An 18,661-nucleotide genomic window follows, 5' to 3' on the forward strand; every position below is an offset into this window, starting at 1 on the left:
TTGAAAAGACTCGAGGACGGACCGATGAAGTCCACATCCGGGTTGGCGTCATATGTCCATCGGCGCCGAACTGTTCAGCAACTCTGCTGCTCGACACTGATGTCTCTGCCCGCTTTACCCGGCCGTGACAGGGGCGGAGGTCACGGGACCCCAGTAGCAATCCGTGCCACCGGGGGTCAGTAAATCCAAGACAATTACGGAAACTGGGACAGTAAAAACTGGCCCTGGTTCAGTCCCGGGAAAGCCCGTATACGTACGCGGCCAGCACGTGGATCTGGTCTTCGCTCAAACGGTCCTTCTGGGCCGGCATTTCGTTTCTGCGACCGTAGACGATGGTTTCCCGAATAGCCGCAGCATGGCTACCGTAAAGCCAGGCATCATCCGTGAGGTTGGGCGCGCCCATCTGCTGATTACCGGTTGCGTCTGCCCCATGGCAGCCGGCGCAGGCCTGTGCAAACAGCGCTTCGCCGCGCTCGGCTGACGCCTGATCTTCAGCGCGGCCGCTAAAGCTCAGTACGTAGTTGACCAGGTCGCCGACCTGGGCGCCGCTCATGTTGGGCATGAAACCACCGGCCGGCATGTTGCCGTTGCGGCCTTCAGTCAGAGTGTGAACGATGTCATCTGGCGCGCCGCCATAGAGCCAGGCGTCATCCGTCAGATTGGGGAAACCTATACCACCACGTGCCGCCGAGCCATGGCAGACCGAACAATTGGTGGCAAAAAGGCGCTGACCCATCCGCATGGCTTCGTCGTTCTGGCTTAATTCTTCGACCGACACACTGGCATACTGAGCGTAGATAGGCCCGTACTGTTCTTCGGCTGCGACGACTTCGCTCTCGTACTGCCCGGTTGAGGACCAGCCCAGAACGCCTTTGAAGTTACCCAATCCCGGGTAAAGCACCAAATAGCCCAGCGAAAACACGATAGTGGCTACGAACAGGTAAAACCACCAGCGCGGCAGCGGGTTGTCATACTCTTCTATTCCGTCGTAGACGTGGCCGGTGGTGTTTTCCGTTTCTGAATCCGTTTTCTGACTCTTTCGGGTTGCCCAGAGGAGCCAGAACGTTCCAGCGATCGTTCCCAGAATGATGGCGCTGATCCAGATGCTCCAGAAGCTACTCATCTGTTTTTTTCTCCGATTCTTTGCGCAGAGTTCGACGATCCAATTCTTCATCCTCGAACGGTAATTGGGCTGATGCCTCGTTGTCTTTCTTGCGGCGGGAGCTATATGCCCAAACACAGATACCGACAAAAATGACGAGCACGAGGATCGTGTTTAAACCGAGGAAAGTATTGATATCCATAGGTCTACCTATCGTTCGGAATGACCGTGCCAAGCTGCTGGAGATACGCTACCAGCGCTTCGATTTCGAACTTGCCACGAACTTCTTCTTCGGCGGACGCAATCTGCTCATCGCTGTAAGGCACGCCGAGTGTCTGAAGTGTTTTCATTTTTCCGGCAGTCTCCGTGTGGTCTACTTTCTCTTCGAACAACCAGGGGAAGGCCGGCATGTTGGATTCGGGAACAACGCTTCTCGGGTCGTAAAGATGAGCCCGCTGCCAGGCATCGGAGTAGCGTCCGCCCACTCGGGCGAGGTCCGGTCCAGTGCGCTTGGAACCCCACAGGAATGGGTGTTCATAGACTGATTCACCGGCAACGCTGTAATGCCCGTAACGTTCTGTTTCAGCACGGAAGGGCCTGATCATCTGGCTGTGGCAGACATGACAGCCTTCACGGATATAAATATCACGCCCTTCCAGTTCCAGCGCGGTGACTGGCTGGAGACCTTCGATCGGCTCGTTGTTATCGTTCTGGAAGAAGAGCGGCAACACCTCTACCAGAAAGCCGGTGCTGATCACCAACAGGATCAGCACGATCATCAGGCCCAGGTTCTTCTCGACAATTTCGTGTTTCATCGGGGCAACTTCTCCGTTAGGCCGTCTGGGCTACGTTATCTGCGGCGACAGCGGAACGCTGACGTAAGGTCAGCCACACGTTGCACGCCATCAGCAGCATGCCGGACAGGAATATCGCGCCGCCTATCAGACGGACCACGTAACCGCCGTAGCTGGCTTCGAGGGATTCAACAAAGCTATAGGTCAGCGTTCCGTCCTGGTTTACAGCACGCCACATGAGACCCTGCGTGATGCCGTTGACCCACATCGCAGCGATGTACAGCACCGTGCCTATGGTTGCCAGCCAGAAATGCACATTGATCATACCCACGCTGTACATGCCGTTGAGACCGTATAGTTTGGGGATCAGGTGGTACATGGAGCCAACGGTGATCATTGCCACCCAGCCCAGCGCGCCAGCATGAACGTGGCCAATGGTCCAGTCGGTGTAGTGGGAGAGGGCGTTGACCGTCTTGATCGACATCATCGGGCCCTCAAACGTGGACATGCCGTAGAACGCTAGCGAAACTACCAAAAAGCGCAGGATCGGGTCCGTACGAAGCTTATGCCAGGCACCGGAAAGCGTCATCATCCCGTTAATCATTCCGCCCCAGCTGGGCGCGAGCAGAATCAGGGACATGACCATGCCTGCTGACTGGGCCCAGTCGGGAAGCGCCGTATAGTGCAGGTGGTGAGCGCCAGCCCAGACATAGATACCGATCAATGCCCAGAAGTGAACGATGGACAGGCGGTAGGAATAGATTGGCCGGTCCGCCTGCTTCGGCACAAAGTAATACATCATCCCGAGAAAGCCTGCCGTGAGCAGGAAGCCAACGGCATTGTGGCCGTACCACCATTGCATCATCGCATCGGTAGCGCCGGAGTAGAGTGAATAGGACTTGAAAGCGCCCGCTGGCAAAGCCAGGTTGTTGCCGATATGCAGCACCGCGATGGTGATAATAAAAGCGCCGTAGAACCAGTTCGCTACATAAATATGCTTCATGGCGCGCTTGACGACAGTGCCGAAGAACACAACGGCATAGGCAACCCAAACAAGGGTTATCAGTATGTCGATCGGCCACTCCGACTCAGCATACTCTTTGGTCTGGGTCAGTCCCAGCGGCAGGGTGATGAGCATGCTTAGGACTACAGCCTGCCAGCCCCAGAAGGTAAAACCTGCAAGTGCGTCGGAAAAGAGTCGGGCCTGACTGGTACGTTGAACCACGTAGTAAGATGTCGCGATAAGCGCCGAACCGCCGAAGCCGAACAGAACGAGGTTGGTATGCACGGGCCGTAGCCGACCGAAATGAGCCCAGGGGACACCATTGATCAACTCGGGCCATACCAGTTGTGCAGCAATCAGCACGCCCACAGTCATGCCTAACACGCCCCACACTACTGTCATGATCGAGAACTGCCTCACGACCTTGTAGTTGTAGGTCAGGTTTTGATTATCTGTGCTCATAGCCCTTCCACGTGGATAGAGGATTGTTAAATACGGCGTAATTATCGGGATCTTATGGAGGCTTTGCAACGACCGGTAGCTAGTGGAAACCCCTGATAAGCATGGGTTTGCGGGGCTTAAAAGGTGGTAAGCCCAAGAGGGGCGCGGGTTTACCCCAAGAGACCCGGCGTTACAGCGTGTTACCTAAATTTGTTACGAATAGTGACAAATTGATCTATGTCAGGAATAAAAAAAGTGAATGAGAATTATTCGTGCAATTGGATCAGGTCGGGCGACAGTGGTCCGCTGCTCTTGCTGGCTCACGGAGCCGGTGCGCCGATGGATTCGGACTTCATGGAGCATCTGGCAGTCAGGCTGGCAGACGCTGGCGTGCGGGTGTGGCGATTCGAGTTTGACTATATGGCCCGCCGCCGGCTGGGGGCTTCGCGCCGACCGCCGCCACGCGTTCGCGTGCTGCTTGAGGAGTGGCGTCATGTTTTGCGACTGGCGTCTTTTGGGGAGGAGGGTGTGTTCATCGGCGGTAAGTCGATGGGCGGCCGCCTGGCATCGCTGTTGGCAGCAGGAGTTGGGGATGAGGCCAAAGGGCTACCGTTAAGTGGGTGCCTGTGTTTCGGCTATCCCTTCCATCCGCCCGGCAAGCCGGACCGCTGGCGTACGGATCATTTCTCCGCTCTGACAGTGCCAACCTGGATCGCCCAGGGTGAGCGCGATCCTTTCGGCAAGCGAGAGCGCGTTTGTGAGCACTTGGCACGCGGAGCCGATACCAACCCTGCACTTGCTATCGAGTGGATTCCGGACGGCAACCATGACCTAATGCCGCCCAAGCGTGGCGTTGCGACGTGGGAAAGCAATCTCGACCAAGCTGCACGTAAAGCTGCTAAGTTTATGTTTAATAATACTAATTAGATTTTATTTAAGTGATTTTTCACGTGCTTTACAGTCTTTTTTACTGTCATCAATGGGTTAGATTCTATGGATTCGATCGTCTGTTCCTGCCGGCCCGGCTTTGAAACGGAGGCCGGGCAGGAAATTGTCGAAAAAGCGGCGGCGCTGGGCGTGTTCGGGTTCTTCAAACCGGTATTCACAGGGGGGCTCGTTTTCCGTGCTAGCGACTCTGCCGCATTAACGAGAATCTGGCGTGATCTGCACTGCAAGGATCTGGTGTTCACCCGGGACTGGTGGCAACTTATCGAGGTCACCATGCTGCCACAGACCGATCGTGTGGGGGCTGTGGTCGCCGCGCTGTCTGACCTTGACCAGCCATTGCCAAAAGCGACTGGGCGGATGGAGGCCATCGTGCCCGACGGGGTAGACGATCCGTCGCTTCACCGCTTCGCGAAGAAGTGGACTCCTCCGCTCTCCAGAGCGCTAAAGGACGCAGGTATTCTGAGTCCCGGCTCTGATGCGGGCCATCGGCTGGAACTGTTACTGCCCGGCTTCGACAAGGTGTGGTTATGCTGGAGTGACGCAAACAATAGAGCGCCGTTCAGCGCCGGCGTCGCTCGTCTTCGGCAGCCGCCAGAGGCTCCGAGTCGGTCTTCGCTGAAGCTGGAGGAAGCCTGGCATGTCTTCTTCGGCCGCGATCAGTTCTTACAACAGCTTGGCGGCGGCCAGCAAGCGGTGGACCTGGGTGCCGCTCCTGGTGGCTGGACCTGGCAACTGGTCAACCAGGGCATGATGGTAACGGCCGTGGATAACGGCCCTATGGCGCCAGACCTGATGGCTTCCGGCCATGTGACGCATGTTCGGGCTGATGGGTTCTCCTGGCGGCCCAGGCGAGCTGTCGACTGGTTGGTCTGCGACATGGTCGAACAGCCGCGGCGCGTCGCCGCACTGATGGCCGCCTGGGTTCGGGAAGGACTCTGCCGACACGCCATTTTTAATCTTAAACTGCCTATGAAACAGCGCTATGCCGAATGGCAGCTATGCGAAGCGCTGATACTGGATCAACTGGCCGAGGCCGGCATCGAAGTTCGGCTCGCCGCCAAACATCTCTACCATGATCGCGAAGAGATCACTTGCTATCTGGAGCGGGTCTGAGTTGTTTGGCGATCGGGCTCTATAGGCAGGCGCCAGCCCGGACACTAGCTGAACTCGAGGGTTGTTATTCTCTCTTCGCGGTCCATCATGGGGAAAAGTGGTTCCATCATTACGCGCCGCTCCAGCGAGCTTTCCCAGCGTTTCCAGTCTGCCAGGCTGCGCCAGGTCGATATAAGAAAGCGGTGGTTCGGGTCCTGGGCGTTCCGGTAGGTCTCGCCGGAAATGAAACCCGGTGACTTCACTGCAGTCTGTAGCACGTTGCGCGCCCGTTCCTCGTAAGGTATCTCAAGGGTTGGCGCGATATGGCGTTCAATCATTATTTTGATCATTGAGCAGTTCCCGTTCGTCCTCTGATAAGGTGGTACATCTGTTAATATAGTTCAGCAGTGCTCCCACCAAAGCAGTGGCAGCAATTCGTTACACAACAACAGGTTGTTTTAACGCACCGCTGTCTGTGGGACAGCGGTTGCAATCTGAAGCTGACCGCGAGGATGTTCCGTGACAACGCCACCTGCAGAAGAGCTCGACGCACGCGGATTGTTCTGTCCAGAGCCAGTGATGCTCCTCCACGGACGCATCAAGGAAATACCGCCAGGCGGCCTGCTCAGGGTGCTCGCGACTGACCCGTCGACCACGCGAGACGTGGTCAAGTTTTGCAGATTCCTTGGCCATGAGTTGGTCGATCAGTCAGAGACAAACAACGAATTCCATTTTCTGATACGTCGTCAGACATAGCGTCTATCTGCCGATGTTTTCGAAGCCCGGAGTCTGCCCGACTTTCTTCAGGTGCGCGCTGAACGCTTCCCGATCCATCTCCCCCAGCACACGTAATGATTTGATCTCCTGACCTTTTGCATCAAAAAAGAGAATCGCGGGCGGGCCGAACAGACCAAACCGATCCAGCAGCGCACGCTGATCGGCACTGTTTTCGGTGAGGTCAATCTGAAGCAGGGCGAAATCCGAGAGCTGTTCGGCAATGTCGGGATCCGAAAATACGTTTCTCTCCATTATTTTGCAGCTGATGCACCAGTCGGCGTAGAAATCGAACATTACCGGCTGTCCATCAGCTGCCGCCAGGCGGGTTTCCAGTTCGGCAGGGTCGGCGAAACGGTCAAAACCGGCATGAGTGACCGCATCGATTGCTGATCCTGCCCGTGCACTCGAAGTCTGAAACGGGCTCAACGGCTGTAGTGGGTCGCGGGCGCCGGCGAGAGCGCCAATCAGCATCAGCAAACCGGTAGCAAACAATATCAGACCCAACGCCCGGCGGGTGCGTTCGAGGCCGCCCGGGGCCGCCTCGAAAGCGCCCAGTTGGGTGCCGGTGAAGATGGCCAGCGCACCCCAGAGCCCAACTGTGACCGCCGGCGGGATCAGTCGTTCAAGCAACCACAGGGCAATGGCCAGCATCAGTATCCCGAACCCGCCTTTGACCGTCGCCAGCCACGGGCCGGTTCGAGGAATGAACCGACGCCCGCCTGTGCCAACTATCAGTAGCGGCACCCCCATGCCGAGCCCGAGCATGAGCAGCGCCAGACCTCCAAGCAATGCATCCTGTGTCGTGCCGATGTAGACCAGCGCTCCAGCCAGGGGTGCAGAGACACAGGGTGAGACAATAAGCGCAGAGAAGGCGCCGATGCCAAAAACGCTGGCTAAGCGTCCGCCGCTCAACCGCGCGCTCTTTTGCGAAAGGCGATCCCGTATCGCTGCTGGCAACTGCAGGTCGTAAAGGCCAAACATCGCCAGGGCAAAAACAATAAACAGAAACGCTACGGTGCCGAGCGCCCACGGTGACTGCAAGTACATCTGTACATTGAAACTGGCACCGAGGAGCCCGGTAATGACCCCAGCGGCGGCGTAGGTGATTGCCATTCCCAGCACATAAGCCAGTGACAGCCCAAACGCCTGCAGAGTTGAGATCTGGCGAGCACCGGCCACGATTGCTGAAACGATGGGAATCATCGGGAGTACACACGGGGTAAATGTCAGACCCAAGCCCAACACGAAAAACGCGAGGGCGACCCAGACGGGGTTTGCCGCGGTCAGGAAGGTGGCCAGATCGGCTGCAGAATCGAGCGAGCGCCAACTTGCGGTTGCTCCAGCGGCTTCGTTGCCACCGGCTGGCTCCCCACCTTCACCTGTTCCGCTGACATAGAGCAGTTCCCGCGTTTCAGGGGGATAGCACAGGCCTGCTTCCGCACAGCCCTGGAACGTGACGAAGAGCTGGGCCTCAGTTGAAGGCCCTGTCAGCGTTACAGGCACCCGAACCTCAATGGCGTCATAGAAGACGGGCGTGGCGCCGAAATAGGGGTCTTCTTTCAACTCACCTTTTCTTGCGAACTCAAGCGCCCCAATCTCAACATCGGCACCGGGAGCGGTTACCTCGATGCGGTCCTGGTATAAGTAGTATCCGGGCGCCACCCCCCAGGTCAGTACCAGGCCGTTTTCATCCAGGCTCTCAGAGAAAGGAAAGGCCTGCTCAACCGGCAGATACGCTTCACCCGATGCGGAACCGAAAAAACGCCTGGGCTCGGCATTGGCTAAGTCGAAAGTCAGCAGTAATAACACAGTCAGCGCCACGAGCGCCTTGGCAGGCGTAGGGCAAGACGGCATTCGATGGGCAAGGAAGGGTTTGACTGACAAAGATGAACCACCTACAGCTTCGCAGAAATGAACGGTTGGCCGGGTCCCGCGTCGGGCCGGCATTACAGTAACTGACTGAGGCCCGGCACTACGCCGCAACTGATGCATGTGCAACTGGATGACGTAGCGTTTGCAGCGTAACATCGCCGGGTACAGTAACACTTCGAACGGGTCAATAACCGACACGTCTCGATGAACAGTGAGCTTGACCTGGCATGATCCACGACTATAACGATCTGATCCGCTTGTTCAACGGTTTGTTCCGCGATGCAGAAAATACTGTTCTGGTAGCGGGTGCGGGTGAGCCGCTTTATCAGCCCGCTGACGGGAGTTGTGCTGAGGACCGTGTTATATTCGCTAATGGTTTTTTCGCGAGTGCCCTGCACGAGGTAAGCCACTGGTGCATCGCCGGCGCGGCTCGGCGGCGCCTGGTCGATTTTGGCTATTGGTATCGGCCTGATGGCCGCACGGCTGACCAACAGCTTGAGTTCGAACGCGTGGAGGTTAAACCTCAGGCACTGGAATGGATATTTTCTGTCGCGTCAGGATCCCGTTTCACATTGAGCCTGGATAATCTGTCCGGCGGCCGCTCGGGTGCTGAGGAACTGTTTCGTCGAAACGTCGAGCGCCAGGCCCAGCGGTATATCCTGGAAGGCATGCCCCGACGGGCTCTGCTTTTCCAGCAGGCGCTGGTACGGCACTACCGCGGTGGGGAGCCGGTGCGAGCCAGCGAGCTTCATTTTTTCATGCCGTCCGCGGCGCAGAGCGCCTGATGACTGGCTGTAGCCCAAGTGACCAATTATGAGTGAGATTGAGCAAACCAGCGCCACCCCGACTTCGATGACGGAAGCCGGGGCAGAGGCGCCTGTAATAGTACACCGGACCCGGTTTTCGGAGTTTGATCTCGACAGCAGTGTTCAGCGGGCCATAGCTGACCTGGGCTTCGAATTCTGTACCGGAATCCAGGCTGAAACCTTGCCCTTTACGCTCGCGGGCAAGGATCTGATAGGCCAGGCACAGACCGGTACGGGTAAAACAGCCGCTTTCCTGATCACGGCCATACAGAGCCTCCAGCGTAATCCAATTGCATTTGAAGAGCGCTTCGCCAGCGAGCCGCGGGTGCTGGCTCTGGCTCCTACCCGTGAACTGGCGCTACAGATCGCCAAGGACGCTGAGCAGTTGACCCGTCATACGGGACATAACGTGGTAACGACTATCGGTGGCATGAACTACGAAAGGCAAAGGGAACAGCTACGCAATGAGGTGGTCGACATATTGGTGGCCACACCGGGCCGCCTGCTGGACTTCCTCGGTAGTCAGGACGTCTTTCTGGACCAGCTCGACCTGCTCATTATCGACGAAGCAGACCGCATGCTGGACATGGGCTTCATTCCGGACGTCAAACGGATCCTGCGCAAGTGCACGCCGAAGGATGAACGCCAGACGCTCCTGTTCAGCGCGACATTTAACCAGGATGTCCTTAACCTGGCCTCAATGTGGACAAGCTCCGCCGAGTTTGTCGAAATCAAGCCCGACCAGAAGACTGCAGAGCGCGTAAAACAGGTCGTCTATATGGTGAGCGAGCGCGACAAGCTGAAGGTGCTTTACAACTATGTCGCCAAGGACCAGGTGGAGCGGGCTATCGTTTTTGCGAACAGGCGCGACCAGACCCGTTTTCTGGACGAGAATCTGCGAAATCAGGGCGTCAGTGTGGCCGTGATGTCGGGCGAGGTCGCCCAGAATAAGCGCGTGCGCACACTTGATGACTTCAAAGCCGGGCGAATAAAAGTACTGGTCGCGACAGATGTAGCCGGCCGAGGCATCCACGTGGATAACGTAACGCACGTGTTCAATTACAACCTGCCGGAAAACGCCGAAGACTATGTCCACCGCATCGGCCGCACCGCGCGGGCAGGGGAGTCGGGCACGTCTATCAGTTTTGCCGGCGAAGACGACGCATTTGCACTCCCGGAGATAGAGAAGTATATCGGTCAGAAGCTTGACTGTGTGATACCGGAAGACGAGCTTATGGCGGAGATGCCCAAAGCTGTTATTCGTCCGCAACGACGGCCCCCCAGTGGTAGCCGTTCCGGCAGCCCGCGCCGCAGCCCCTCGCGCTCAACGCAATAGACGGCCTCATAACGTCGACGCGGCAGTTGCCCGCGCTTCGACGGCCCAACCCAAGCTAGAGGTGCCGCGATGCACATCGTAGCCGATGAGAACATTCCCCTCCTGAACGAGTTCTTCGCTGATATCGGGACCATTACCCGGCTGCCGGGCCGCATGATTCGGCCGGAGGACGTGCAAAAGGCTGAGGTGCTGCTGGTACGTTCGGTTACTCACGTGGATAGCAGTCTCCTCGCCAACTCATCAGTAAAGTTCGTGGGCACCGCGACAATAGGTACTGACCACGTTGACGAAAAGTGGCTGGAGCAACAGGGCATAGCCTTTGCTGCCGCGCCGGGGTGCAATGCCGAGGCGGTGGTCCAATACGTCATCAGCTGCCTCTCGCTGCACGCTGAGCTCAATGGTGAGCCCTGGGCGCGCCCCCGTGTAGGCATCATCGGCTGCGGTAACGTCGGCGGCCGGTTGCGAGAGCGCCTGGACAAGCTTGGCTTTCAAGTAGTTGCCTGTGATCCGTTGCTTGAGAAAACGGCAGAGGGTGAGTTTTCCGACCTTGACCAGGCGCTCGACTGCGACGTCATAACCTTGCATACACCGCTGACCCGGGAAGGGCCTCATCCGACCCATCACCTTCTGAATGAAGACAGGCTGGCCCGCCTGCGGGAAGATCAGTTGCTGATTAACACCAGCCGCGGCAGCGTAATCGACACCGATGCGCTGGCAGCCCGGCTGTCCGCGGCGGGTGCCCCAACCGTGATCCTTGACGTGTGGGAGAACGAGCCACAGATCAGCACTGAGCTACTGGAGAAAGTCTGGCTGGGCACACCGCACATCGCCGGTTACACACTGGAAGGCAAGGCCAACGGGACCGGCATGATCTACCAGGCCCTGAGCCGTTATCTTGGTCTGCCGGTAAGAAAGAAAGCCGGACAGTTCATGCCCGACCCGGGGCTCAGCAGAATGACATTCACCAGTGAAGCACACCGTGAAGAAGCCCTTGCGCTTGCAATCAGGGCGACCTATGACCCCAGGCGTGATGACACTGCGTTGCGTCGAACGCTTCGGCTGCCAGATGAACGGCGTGCCGCGGCTTTTGATGAAATGCGCAAGAAATACCGGACCAGACGGGAATTCGCCAGTATCCGACTGCAGCTCAAGGGAACCGCAAACGAACTACAGCATTCGTTCAAGACGCTGGGATTCAGAATAAAGAGCTGAATGGGCCTGAAAGTCGAACGCGGCTCGTCCTGGAAGCACATTTACTCGGCTGAGCTGCGCCAAAGCTAGCGATGGGGTGATTCTTGCGGGGTTTGCGGCCCGCACAGAGGTGTGGGCCGTATATCTTTTCTACAACTACAGTTCAGCCCGCTTAGCGACCCTGTTGCAACGCCGCGATCCGATCCTCAAGCGGCGGGTGACTTGAGAACAGAGCGGCCAGGCCTCCCCTTTGGCCCATATTGATGCCGAAGGCCTTCATGGTGTCGGGCATCTGGTCCGGCGCCTCGGACTCGGCACGCAAGCGATTGAGCGCCGCAACCATGGCGCTATTCCCCACCAGGCCTGCGCTGGCCGCGTCGGCGCGAAACTCGCGCCAGCGCGAGAACCACATGACGATAATACTCGCGAGGATACCCAGCACCAGTTCCGCTGCAATGGTAGCAATGAAAAAGCCCATGCCGTGGCCGCTCTCGTTCTTGAAAATCGCCCGGTCGACAAAGCTGCCGATGATGCGTGCGAAAAAGATAACGAAGGTGTTCACGACGCCCTGTATCAGGGTGAGCGTTACCATGTCTCCGTTGGCGACGTGGCCAACCTCGTGGGCCAGCACCGCCCGGGCTTCTTCCTTGGTGAAACGGTTGAGCAGTCCCTGACTGACCGCGACCAGGGCAGCGTTCTTGTTCCAGCCTGTGGCAAACGCATTGGCCTGCTTCGCCGGAAAGATGCCCACTTCCGGCATGCCGATCTTTGCCTCACGGGCCAGTTCAGCAACCGTCTCCATTAACCAGCGTTCCTGGGCGTTGGCGGGCTGTTCAATGATCACGGTGCCGGTGGAGCGCTTGGCCATCCATTTTGAAAGCAGCAGCGATACGAACGCACCGCCGAAACCGAAGATCGCTGCGAAGACCAGCAAGGCATTCAGGTCGAGGCCCTGTTCGTTCAGATAGCCGTCGAAGCCCAGCAGACGCAGGGTAACGCTTGCGACGATGATGACGGCAAGGTTTGTGGCGAGAAATAGAAGGATTCTCATAAAGGTGGCTTACGCTCCAATGGTCCAGTACAGACCCTATTGTCGGGGCACCCGCGCCGAAATCAAGCGTACTTGTCCTAAGCTTCCGCGTAGCTGAGACATTGAGAACCTGGCCCGAGCAAAATGCCTTTTAGCTCGATGGGCAGAAAATCAGGTAGGAAAAATCACATTCCGGACGACACGGCTGATGGTAAGCGTGTTGCCAGAATTCAGCGCACGCCGTAGCCGGTCGATCTGAAGTTGGGGTTCCCCATGAGACGCGCTGGAACTTTTTGCTGCCGTGCCCGACTCGGGTAGGGCGAAACTACTCAGAACGGTAAAAGCCCGCTCAGTCAGTGTCGCCTGATCAATTGCAAGCTGACCGATAGTGTCCACGTAGCGCAGCCAGCCTTCCTCCGCCAGCCAGAGCATGGCGCCAAAACAGGCCAGATGGCGCTTCGAGTGCAAGCCGAACTCATCCGGCCGGTCGTCACCGGCGATGTCTTCGACGTAGACACTGCTTTTACGGGGAAAGGCACCGTAAAGCTGGGCAAGAACCAGTGCCGTATCCTTGTAGAATTCGTCAATGTGCAGATCAGGCATGCCCGTATACCGCCTTTAGTCGCTGAATGCCGTGGCCCGCTGCGTCACTGGCTGTACTGACTTAAAAAACGGTCGAGGCGTCCGATGGCATCCTCAAGTACGTCCACCCGCGGCAGAAAGACCACTCTCAGATGCTGCTGATCATCGATATTAAAGGCCGAACCCTGGACCAACAGCATCCGCTCCTGGGTCAGCAGGTCGAATACCAGCTTCTCATCGTCGCGTACCGGATGAACCTTCGGGTCGAGGCGGGGGAAAAGGTACAGGGCGCCCTTGGGCTTTACGCAGCTCACTCCGGGGATCGCGTTAAGCATGTCGCAGGCGAGGTTACGCTGCTCGTAGAGCCTGCCTTCGGGCGCCACCAGATCATCGATCGACTGGTACCCTCCGAGCGCAGTCTGGATCGCGAACTGGGCCGGGACGTTGGCACACAACCTCATCGAGGCCAGCATTTCGATGCCCTCGATCAAGTCCTGCGCCTTGTGCTTGGCGCCGCTGATGATCATCCAGCCGGAGCGATAGCCCGCGGCGCGATAGGATTTCGAGAGGCCGTTGTAAGTGAAGAACAGCAGGTCGTCGGCAAGCGAGGCCGTCGGCGTATGTTCGACACCGTCGTAGAGTATTTTGTCGTAGATCTCGTCTGACAGGACCACAAGATTGTGTTGTCGCGCGACCTCAATAACCTGCATCAGCAGTTCTGTCGAGTAAACGGCGCCGGTTGGGTTGTTCGGGTTTATCAGGACGATGGCGCGGGTACGCGGCGTGATCTTACTCTTGATGTCGTCTATATCTGGAAACCAGTCCTGCTGCTCATCACAGCGGTAGTGCACTGGCTTCCCGCTGGAAAGCGTGACGGCCGCGGTCCATAGCGGGTAGTCCGGGGCCGGGATGAGCACTTCATCGCCGGTATTCAGCAGTGCCTGCATTGACATGACGATCAGTTCACTTACGCCATTGCCGAGAAAAATATCCTCTATATTGACCCCGTCGATACCGCGCTGCTGGCAGTAGTGCATAACCGCCTTGCGGCCCGAGAACAGGCCTTTGGACTCACAGTAACCCTGGGCCAGCGGCAGGTTGTAGATGACGTCCTGCTGGATCTCCTCGGGCACATCGAGGCCGAACGGGGCCGGATTGCCGATGTTAAGCTTGAGAATGCGGTGGCCTTCGTCTTCCAGCCGACGCGCCTCGCGCATGACGTTGCCGCGGATTTCGTAACAGACGTTCTCTAGCTTGGCGGACTTCTTGAAAACTTGCATGATGGTCGGCAATCCTTGGATCGGTGACGCGCCAGCTTATTTGCGAAAGCGAACTTGCGAGAATGTGCTGGCAAGAGTGTATCTGCAAGACTGTACCTGTAAGAGCACAGATACGCATACTGGCGAAAGCCCGGGCCACCCTCCGCTGACCTGAGCAAGCGAACGCGGGCGTGAGACGAGACATTTACGACAGAATAGACACAGTTCGGGCGTTCGGCTAAGCCGGTGCCCCGACTTCTATTGTAGCTGAGGCTCTAGTGATGAAAAAAGTACAGATACCGGATGAAGAGTGGCAACAGAAGCTGTCCCCAGACGTATACCGGGTAACCCGGCAACGAGGCACAGAGGCGCCCTTCACGGGCGAGTACAACGACTGCAAGGAGGCCGGTACCTACAAATGCGCGTGCTGTGGTCAACCCCTGTTTCTGTCGGAACACAAGTATGATTCCGGCTCAGGCTGGCCCAGTTTCTGGCAACCCGTAGCCGGCGAGAACGTTGAAGCGCACACTGACACCAGCCACGGTATGGTCCGCACGGAGCTGGTCTGCAGTCGCTGCGAAGCTCACCTGGGGCACGTTTTCAACGATGGCCCGGCGCCGACCGGTGAGCGCTACTGCATCAACTCGGCTTCACTGGAGCTGGATCGGGACGACCGTGAGGAAAAATGACACCCTGGCTTGAGATAGAGCAGAACGCTCAGCAGAAGCTGGGCGGCGCAGAGGCACTGGCGTTAGTGCTTCCGCCGGTCCTGGACCGCAAGCAGTTGGAAGCCAAACCCGATCGCTGGTTCCTTTCCGCCATGACCCGTCGAGTATTTCAGGCAGGGATGCAACACCGGGTCATCAACGAACGATGGCCTGCCTTTGAGCGCTATTTCTGGGACTTTGAACCCGAAAAGCTGATGTTGCTCAGCGAGGAGCAGCTGGAACGGGCGATGCTGGAGCCTGAGTTGATCAGGCACTGGGGTAAGCTAAAAACCATTCCAGCCAATGCGGCGGTCATGGTCGACCTTGGCCGGCAAGCGGGAGGCTTCGGCCGTTGGCTAGGGGCATGGTCGGATGAGCAGCTGGTGCTGCTCTGGCGTGACTTGGCCAGGCAGTTCGTGCGGCTCGGCGGTATGTCTGCCCCGCGCTTCCTGCGGCTGGCAGGATGGGACACGTTCCTTTTGACGGATGATGTCATTCAGGCGCTCATGCTTTACGGCGTGGTCGACGATAAGCCGACGCGCAAAGCAGATCTGGAGCGGATCAACCGGCAGTTTGTAGCGTGGTGCCGCGAGAGTGGAAGACCGATGGCCCACGTGAGTCGCATACTCTCACACGCCGTAGGCCACGCCCGAACCTGACACCGCCGAACCTGAAACTCCCGAACCGTGAACGATTGATGCTATGTGCAGCCAACCTGTGTCCGTGGGCAGGCTCACGGGACACTAGCGCTGCAGCTTTGTCCGGCGTATGGTCGGACTCGGCAGAGACGCCCGGCTTCCTTGTCAAGCCTGAAGCCGGCCAATCAAACAAGTCGTAACTCAGCGATAGCAGATGGAGAGAAGCAATGTCGGTACCCCAATCCCTGTACGATATTCAGGTACAAACCATAGCCGGTGAGACCAGGCCGATGGGCGAGTACCAGGGCAAAGTGCTTCTGATTGTGAACACTGCGAGCAAATGCGGTTTTACCCCACAGTTTGAAGGCTTGCAGAAGCTATACGAGCAGCTCCATGAGAAGGGGCTGGAGGTTCTAGGGTTTCCCTGCAATCAATTCCTGAGTCAGGACCCCGGCTCTAATGACGAGATCAGCCAGTTTTGTTCACTGAACTATGGCGTTGATTTTCCCATGTTTGCGAAGCTCGAAGTCAACGGCCCTGAGACCCACCCGCTGTTTCAATACCTCAAGAGTCAGGCGAAAGGCGTCATGGGATCAGAACGCATCAAATGGAACTTTACCAAGTTCCTGGTCAACCGGGATGGAGAGGTCGTGAAACGGTACCCGCCTACAGCCAAGCCTGAGGAACTGCGTAAAGACGTCGAACAGCTACTGGGCTAGTCTCAGACGCCGCCTTCAGGTGGGCACCCACTGGGCCAACTTGCGACAGAGCGCCTCGAGACTGTAGGGCTTGGTAATGTAGTCGTCCATTCCTGCTTCAAGACAGGCTTCCCGGTCACCCTGCATCACGTTCGCGGTGACCGCGATAATAGGGACTTTGCCTAGTTTGAGGACGCTGCGGATCTGTCTGGCGGTTTCGAAGCCATCCATTACCGGCATCTGGATGTCCATCAGGATGGCGTCATAGCTGCGCTGGCGTAGCGCTGCCAGCGCGCGCTCACCGTTATCCGCTACGTCTACCTCATGCCCGAGTTTTTTCAGGATGCCGCCGGCCACGATCTGGTTAACCCTATTATCCTCAACCAGCAATACGCGTAATGGCCTGGTGCTGGCGTAGTTCGGAACCTGTGCAGGACCATTGTGCTGCGGCGATTGTGGGTTCAGGGCTGCAGTCAGGGTGTCAATGACTTGCCTGAGGGTCAGGGGAACCGAAATGCTAGGTAGCGGGCCGGGCGTGTCCACCATGGCGGGTGCACCGAACTGTAAGAGCGGGTGCTCGGTGGCGAGATTGGCAATATACTGGCTTTCAGCGATGACGAGTTCAGCCGCGGGGTCGGCGGCGTCCTCAGAGAGTACGATGCCGCAATAGATCAGCAGATCCCGCAAAGGTTTCAGGTGCGGATTCTCGTGGTCAATCACAAGCGCTACCCGCCGCCCGGTCAACCCGAGCGCATTAACGGGCTTAGGCTGTTGAGGTCGGGCTTCGATGGGGATACGAACCAGGAATGTCGTGCCCCGATTCTCCCGGGAATCAATAGTGATCTGCCCGTGCATTCGTTCTACAAGCTGCCGGCAGAGGGTCAGGCCCAGCCCGGTCCCGCCGTACCGCCGAGTTGTGTCCGTATTAGCCTGGGCAAACGGCGAGAAGATTCTGCGCTGATCCTCCGCGGAGAGGCCGATACCGGTGTCGCTTACGGTTATGCGTGCTTCGTTCTTGCTGAAATCCACGCCGAGACGGACCTCGCCCCGCGGCGTGAATTTAATGCCGTTGCTGAGCAGATTGTTGATCACCTGCCTGATTCGCGTCGGGTCGCCGACGAACTGGTCGGGCAGGTCCGGCGCAATCTGGGTCACCACTTCTACGCCTTTTCGTCGTCCCTGGTCCGCCATAAGCAGGGCTGATTGCTCGGCGACTTCCCGCAGGCTGAACTCAATCTGTTCTATATCCAGCTTGCCCGCTTCGACTTTGGAAATGTCGAGGATATCGTTCAGCAGGTTGAGCAGGTTCTGACCGGCAGTGTGGGATATCTCCAGGCGATTCCGCTGGGAAGGCGACATCTGCTCTTCCATGGAGAGCGCAAGCATTCCCAACAGACCATTAAGCGGCGTCCGGATCTCGTGGCTCATGCTGGCCAGAAAGTCGGCCCGGGCCTGGGCGCGCCTGACGGCGTCTTCCTTGGCGTCAATCAGCGCTCGGTTGGACTGCTGCAACGCCAGGTTTTTATCGGAAATCTCGCGTGTACGGTCGGCAACTGTTTGGGCCAGCTGTTCGTTGTAGCCTTTGAGCCTGCCTTCGGCCTGCCGCAGTTTCTGCAGGTTGGCTCCGATGGTATCGAGGTGCTGATTGGTGATCCTTACCAGCAGCCCGATCTCGTCGTCGTCGTGACCTCGCGGCGAGGGTAGGCGGATTCTTTCGGGCTCGTCCGTGTCAACGCGGACCAGAAACTCGATGACCCGGAACAGGGGCTTCGTCAGCACCAGGTAAAAAACAACCAGAAGGATTATCGAAAGGATAAGGCTCTTTGCGAAACCTGTGAGCAGGGTTTGGGCTGCGCGTCGGAGGAAGCTTGTCCCGTAGTGGTAGGTGTCCACATCCAGCCGCAACACCCCGAGTTCGATGTCAACGAGTGCGTCCACTTCAAGATGGTCTGCGTAGCTGCGTTGAGTGCCGAACAGCAGATCACTGAGCCAGCGATAGGGTGATGCCGGCAGTTCCCGTCGGCTATCCGCCATGATGGCCCCGGTCGGCCCGGCGATACTGGCCTTGACGATAGCCGGGTGCCGCAGCAATCCTTCCAGCAGTTCTTCGGCCAGGCGGGTATCCAGGTTGTAGGCAATCTGGGAGGCCGGACTGTGACTGATCTCCATCAGGGCCTGGATGTCGGCGTCCATCTCGCGACTGGCGTTGAAGTAGTCGATGGTTACCTGAAAGAGGTTAATGATCAGCCCCAGGATCAGCGCCCACAGTACGGTGTACCAGGTCAGGCGAACCGAAAGTCTTTGTGGAACGTTAATCTTCACGGGCGTTGACGTTCTCCTGGTGCCATCGAGCGAGTCGACCTCGGGAATTGATCTGCTCGGGCA

At 57.8% G+C, this 18,661-nt stretch carries 19 protein-coding genes; 9 read left to right on the top strand and 10 right to left on the bottom strand.

The features are described 5' to 3' along the window. Positions 1-229: 229 nt before the first annotated feature. Genes ccoP through ccoN form a run of 4 tightly spaced genes read right to left on the bottom strand, consistent with a single transcriptional unit; the run spans position 230 to position 3,361 of the window. Positions 230-1,123: a cytochrome-c oxidase, cbb3-type subunit III gene (ccoP, locus tag soil367_RS06685; protein ID WP_136548114.1), complete on the bottom strand. Its 894-nt coding sequence runs from the start codon at positions 1,121-1,123 to the stop codon at positions 230-232. Continuing rightward, the gene (locus tag soil367_RS06690; RefSeq protein WP_136548116.1) at positions 1,116-1,304 is read right to left on the bottom strand and encodes a cbb3-type cytochrome oxidase subunit 3; all 189 of its coding nucleotides are present in this window, start codon (positions 1,302-1,304) and stop codon (positions 1,116-1,118) included. Before soil367_RS06690 ends, ccoP begins: the two co-directional genes overlap by 8 nt. A gap of 4 nt (positions 1,305-1,308) precedes the next feature. After that, on the bottom strand, positions 1,309-1,917 hold the full coding sequence (gene ccoO, locus soil367_RS06695; protein WP_136548118.1) for a cytochrome-c oxidase, cbb3-type subunit II: 609 nt from the start codon (positions 1,915-1,917) through the stop codon (positions 1,309-1,311). A gap of 16 nt (positions 1,918-1,933) precedes the next feature. Next, positions 1,934-3,361, bottom strand: coding sequence for a cytochrome-c oxidase, cbb3-type subunit I (ccoN, locus tag soil367_RS06700; protein ID WP_136548119.1), 1,428 nt, complete (start codon positions 3,359-3,361; stop codon positions 1,934-1,936). 234 nt (positions 3,362-3,595) lie between these two features. Here ccoN and soil367_RS06705 point away from each other — a divergent pair, with 234 nt between their 5' ends. Together soil367_RS06705 and rlmM are read left to right on the top strand one after the other, a co-directional pair. Then, positions 3,596-4,267: an alpha/beta family hydrolase gene (locus soil367_RS06705; protein WP_246065569.1), complete on the top strand. Its 672-nt coding sequence runs from the start codon at positions 3,596-3,598 to the stop codon at positions 4,265-4,267. 66 nt (positions 4,268-4,333) lie between these two features. After that, positions 4,334-5,401, top strand: a complete 1,068-nt coding sequence (rlmM, locus tag soil367_RS06710; RefSeq protein WP_136548123.1) for a 23S rRNA (cytidine(2498)-2'-O)-methyltransferase RlmM — start codon at positions 4,334-4,336, stop codon at positions 5,399-5,401. A gap of 44 nt (positions 5,402-5,445) precedes the next feature. Here rlmM and soil367_RS06715 read toward each other — a convergent pair whose 3' ends face one another. Next, entirely contained in the window at positions 5,446-5,730 is a 285-nt protein-coding gene (locus soil367_RS06715; protein WP_136548125.1) for an antibiotic biosynthesis monooxygenase family protein, read from the bottom strand. 169 nt (positions 5,731-5,899) lie between these two features. Here soil367_RS06715 and tusA point away from each other — a divergent pair, with 169 nt between their 5' ends. Continuing rightward, on the top strand, positions 5,900-6,136 hold the full coding sequence (gene tusA, locus soil367_RS06720; protein WP_136548127.1) for a sulfurtransferase TusA: 237 nt from the start codon (positions 5,900-5,902) through the stop codon (positions 6,134-6,136). A 3-nt stretch (positions 6,137-6,139) separates the two neighbouring features. Here tusA and dsbD read toward each other — a convergent pair whose 3' ends face one another. Then, a complete protein-coding gene (gene dsbD / locus soil367_RS06725) occupies positions 6,140-8,041 on the bottom strand; it encodes a protein-disulfide reductase DsbD (protein WP_246065570.1) in 1,902 nt (633 codons plus the stop codon). A 215-nt stretch (positions 8,042-8,256) separates the two neighbouring features. Between dsbD and soil367_RS06730 the strand changes: the two genes are divergently transcribed. From soil367_RS06730 to pdxB, 3 genes are all read left to right on the top strand, one after another. Next, positions 8,257-8,814 (top strand): elongation factor P hydroxylase, encoded by a 558-nt coding sequence (locus tag soil367_RS06730; protein WP_136548129.1) that lies wholly within the window; start codon positions 8,257-8,259, stop codon positions 8,812-8,814. Positions 8,815-8,842: 28 nt separating this feature from the next. Next, complete coding sequence (locus soil367_RS06735) at positions 8,843-10,171, top strand: DEAD/DEAH box helicase (RefSeq protein ID WP_246065571.1); 1,329 nt, start codon at positions 8,843-8,845, stop codon at positions 10,169-10,171. Between the two features lie 69 nt (positions 10,172-10,240). Then, a complete protein-coding gene (gene pdxB, locus soil367_RS06740; RefSeq protein ID WP_136548131.1) occupies positions 10,241-11,383 on the top strand; it encodes a 4-phosphoerythronate dehydrogenase PdxB in 1,143 nt (380 codons plus the stop codon). Between the two features lie 151 nt (positions 11,384-11,534). Here pdxB and htpX read toward each other — a convergent pair whose 3' ends face one another. From htpX to soil367_RS06755, 3 genes are all read right to left on the bottom strand, one after another. Continuing rightward, on the bottom strand, positions 11,535-12,413 hold the full coding sequence (gene htpX / locus soil367_RS06745) for a protease HtpX (RefSeq protein ID WP_136548133.1): 879 nt from the start codon (positions 12,411-12,413) through the stop codon (positions 11,535-11,537). A 150-nt stretch (positions 12,414-12,563) separates the two neighbouring features. Next, on the bottom strand, positions 12,564-12,995 hold the full coding sequence (locus tag soil367_RS06750; protein ID WP_136548136.1) for a hypothetical protein: 432 nt from the start codon (positions 12,993-12,995) through the stop codon (positions 12,564-12,566). Between the two features lie 44 nt (positions 12,996-13,039). After that, entirely contained in the window at positions 13,040-14,254 is a 1,215-nt protein-coding gene (locus tag soil367_RS06755; RefSeq protein WP_136548137.1) for a pyridoxal phosphate-dependent aminotransferase, read from the bottom strand. A 260-nt stretch (positions 14,255-14,514) separates the two neighbouring features. Between soil367_RS06755 and msrB the strand changes: the two genes are divergently transcribed. From msrB to soil367_RS06770, 3 genes are all read left to right on the top strand, one after another. Next, positions 14,515-14,922, top strand: a complete 408-nt coding sequence (msrB, locus tag soil367_RS06760) for a peptide-methionine (R)-S-oxide reductase MsrB (RefSeq protein ID WP_136548139.1) — start codon at positions 14,515-14,517, stop codon at positions 14,920-14,922. Continuing rightward, positions 14,919-15,599, top strand: coding sequence for a DNA-3-methyladenine glycosylase I (locus soil367_RS06765; RefSeq protein WP_136548141.1), 681 nt, complete (start codon positions 14,919-14,921; stop codon positions 15,597-15,599). The genes msrB and soil367_RS06765 overlap by 4 nt, the downstream gene beginning before the upstream one ends. Positions 15,600-15,805: 206 nt before the next feature. Further along, positions 15,806-16,297, top strand: coding sequence for a glutathione peroxidase (locus tag soil367_RS06770; RefSeq protein WP_136548143.1), 492 nt, complete (start codon positions 15,806-15,808; stop codon positions 16,295-16,297). Between the two features lie 15 nt (positions 16,298-16,312). On the opposite strand, the gene soil367_RS06775 is transcribed toward soil367_RS06770, so the two are convergent. Continuing rightward, positions 16,313-18,598 (bottom strand): hybrid sensor histidine kinase/response regulator, encoded by a 2,286-nt coding sequence (locus tag soil367_RS06775; RefSeq protein ID WP_136548145.1) that lies wholly within the window; start codon positions 18,596-18,598, stop codon positions 16,313-16,315. Positions 18,599-18,661 lie beyond the last annotated feature (63 nt).

The organism is Hydrocarboniclastica marina (assembly GCF_004851605.1).
Lineage (GTDB): Bacteria > Pseudomonadota > Gammaproteobacteria > Pseudomonadales > Oleiphilaceae > Hydrocarboniclastica > Hydrocarboniclastica marina.

Bases quoted from the DNA above. Each gene is read 5' to 3' on its own strand.
- ccoP (WP_136548114.1), bottom strand. From the start codon at position 1,123: ATGAGTAGCTTCTGGAGCATCTGGATCAGCGCCATCATTCTGGGAACG.
- soil367_RS06690 (WP_136548116.1), bottom strand. From the start codon at position 1,304: ATGGATATCAATACTTTCCTCGGTTTAAACACGATCCTCGTGCTCGTC.
- ccoO (WP_136548118.1), bottom strand. From the start codon at position 1,917: ATGAAACACGAAATTGTCGAGAAGAACCTGGGCCTGATGATCGTGCTG.
- ccoN (WP_136548119.1), bottom strand. From the start codon at position 3,361: ATGAGCACAGATAATCAAAACCTGACCTACAACTACAAGGTCGTGAGG.
- rlmM (WP_136548123.1), top strand. From the start codon at position 4,334: ATGGATTCGATCGTCTGTTCCTGCCGGCCCGGCTTTGAAACGGAGGCC.
- soil367_RS06715 (WP_136548125.1), bottom strand. From the start codon at position 5,730: ATGATCAAAATAATGATTGAACGCCATATCGCGCCAACCCTTGAGATA.
- soil367_RS06730 (WP_136548129.1), top strand. From the start codon at position 8,257: ATGATCCACGACTATAACGATCTGATCCGCTTGTTCAACGGTTTGTTC.
- soil367_RS06735 (WP_246065571.1), top strand. From the start codon at position 8,843: ATGAGTGAGATTGAGCAAACCAGCGCCACCCCGACTTCGATGACGGAA.
- pdxB (WP_136548131.1), top strand. From the start codon at position 10,241: ATGCACATCGTAGCCGATGAGAACATTCCCCTCCTGAACGAGTTCTTC.
- htpX (WP_136548133.1), bottom strand. From the start codon at position 12,413: ATGAGAATCCTTCTATTTCTCGCCACAAACCTTGCCGTCATCATCGTC.
- soil367_RS06750 (WP_136548136.1), bottom strand. From the start codon at position 12,995: ATGCCTGATCTGCACATTGACGAATTCTACAAGGATACGGCACTGGTT.
- soil367_RS06755 (WP_136548137.1), bottom strand. From the start codon at position 14,254: ATGCAAGTTTTCAAGAAGTCCGCCAAGCTAGAGAACGTCTGTTACGAA.
- msrB (WP_136548139.1), top strand. From the start codon at position 14,515: ATGAAAAAAGTACAGATACCGGATGAAGAGTGGCAACAGAAGCTGTCC.
- soil367_RS06765 (WP_136548141.1), top strand. From the start codon at position 14,919: ATGACACCCTGGCTTGAGATAGAGCAGAACGCTCAGCAGAAGCTGGGC.
- soil367_RS06770 (WP_136548143.1), top strand. From the start codon at position 15,806: ATGTCGGTACCCCAATCCCTGTACGATATTCAGGTACAAACCATAGCC.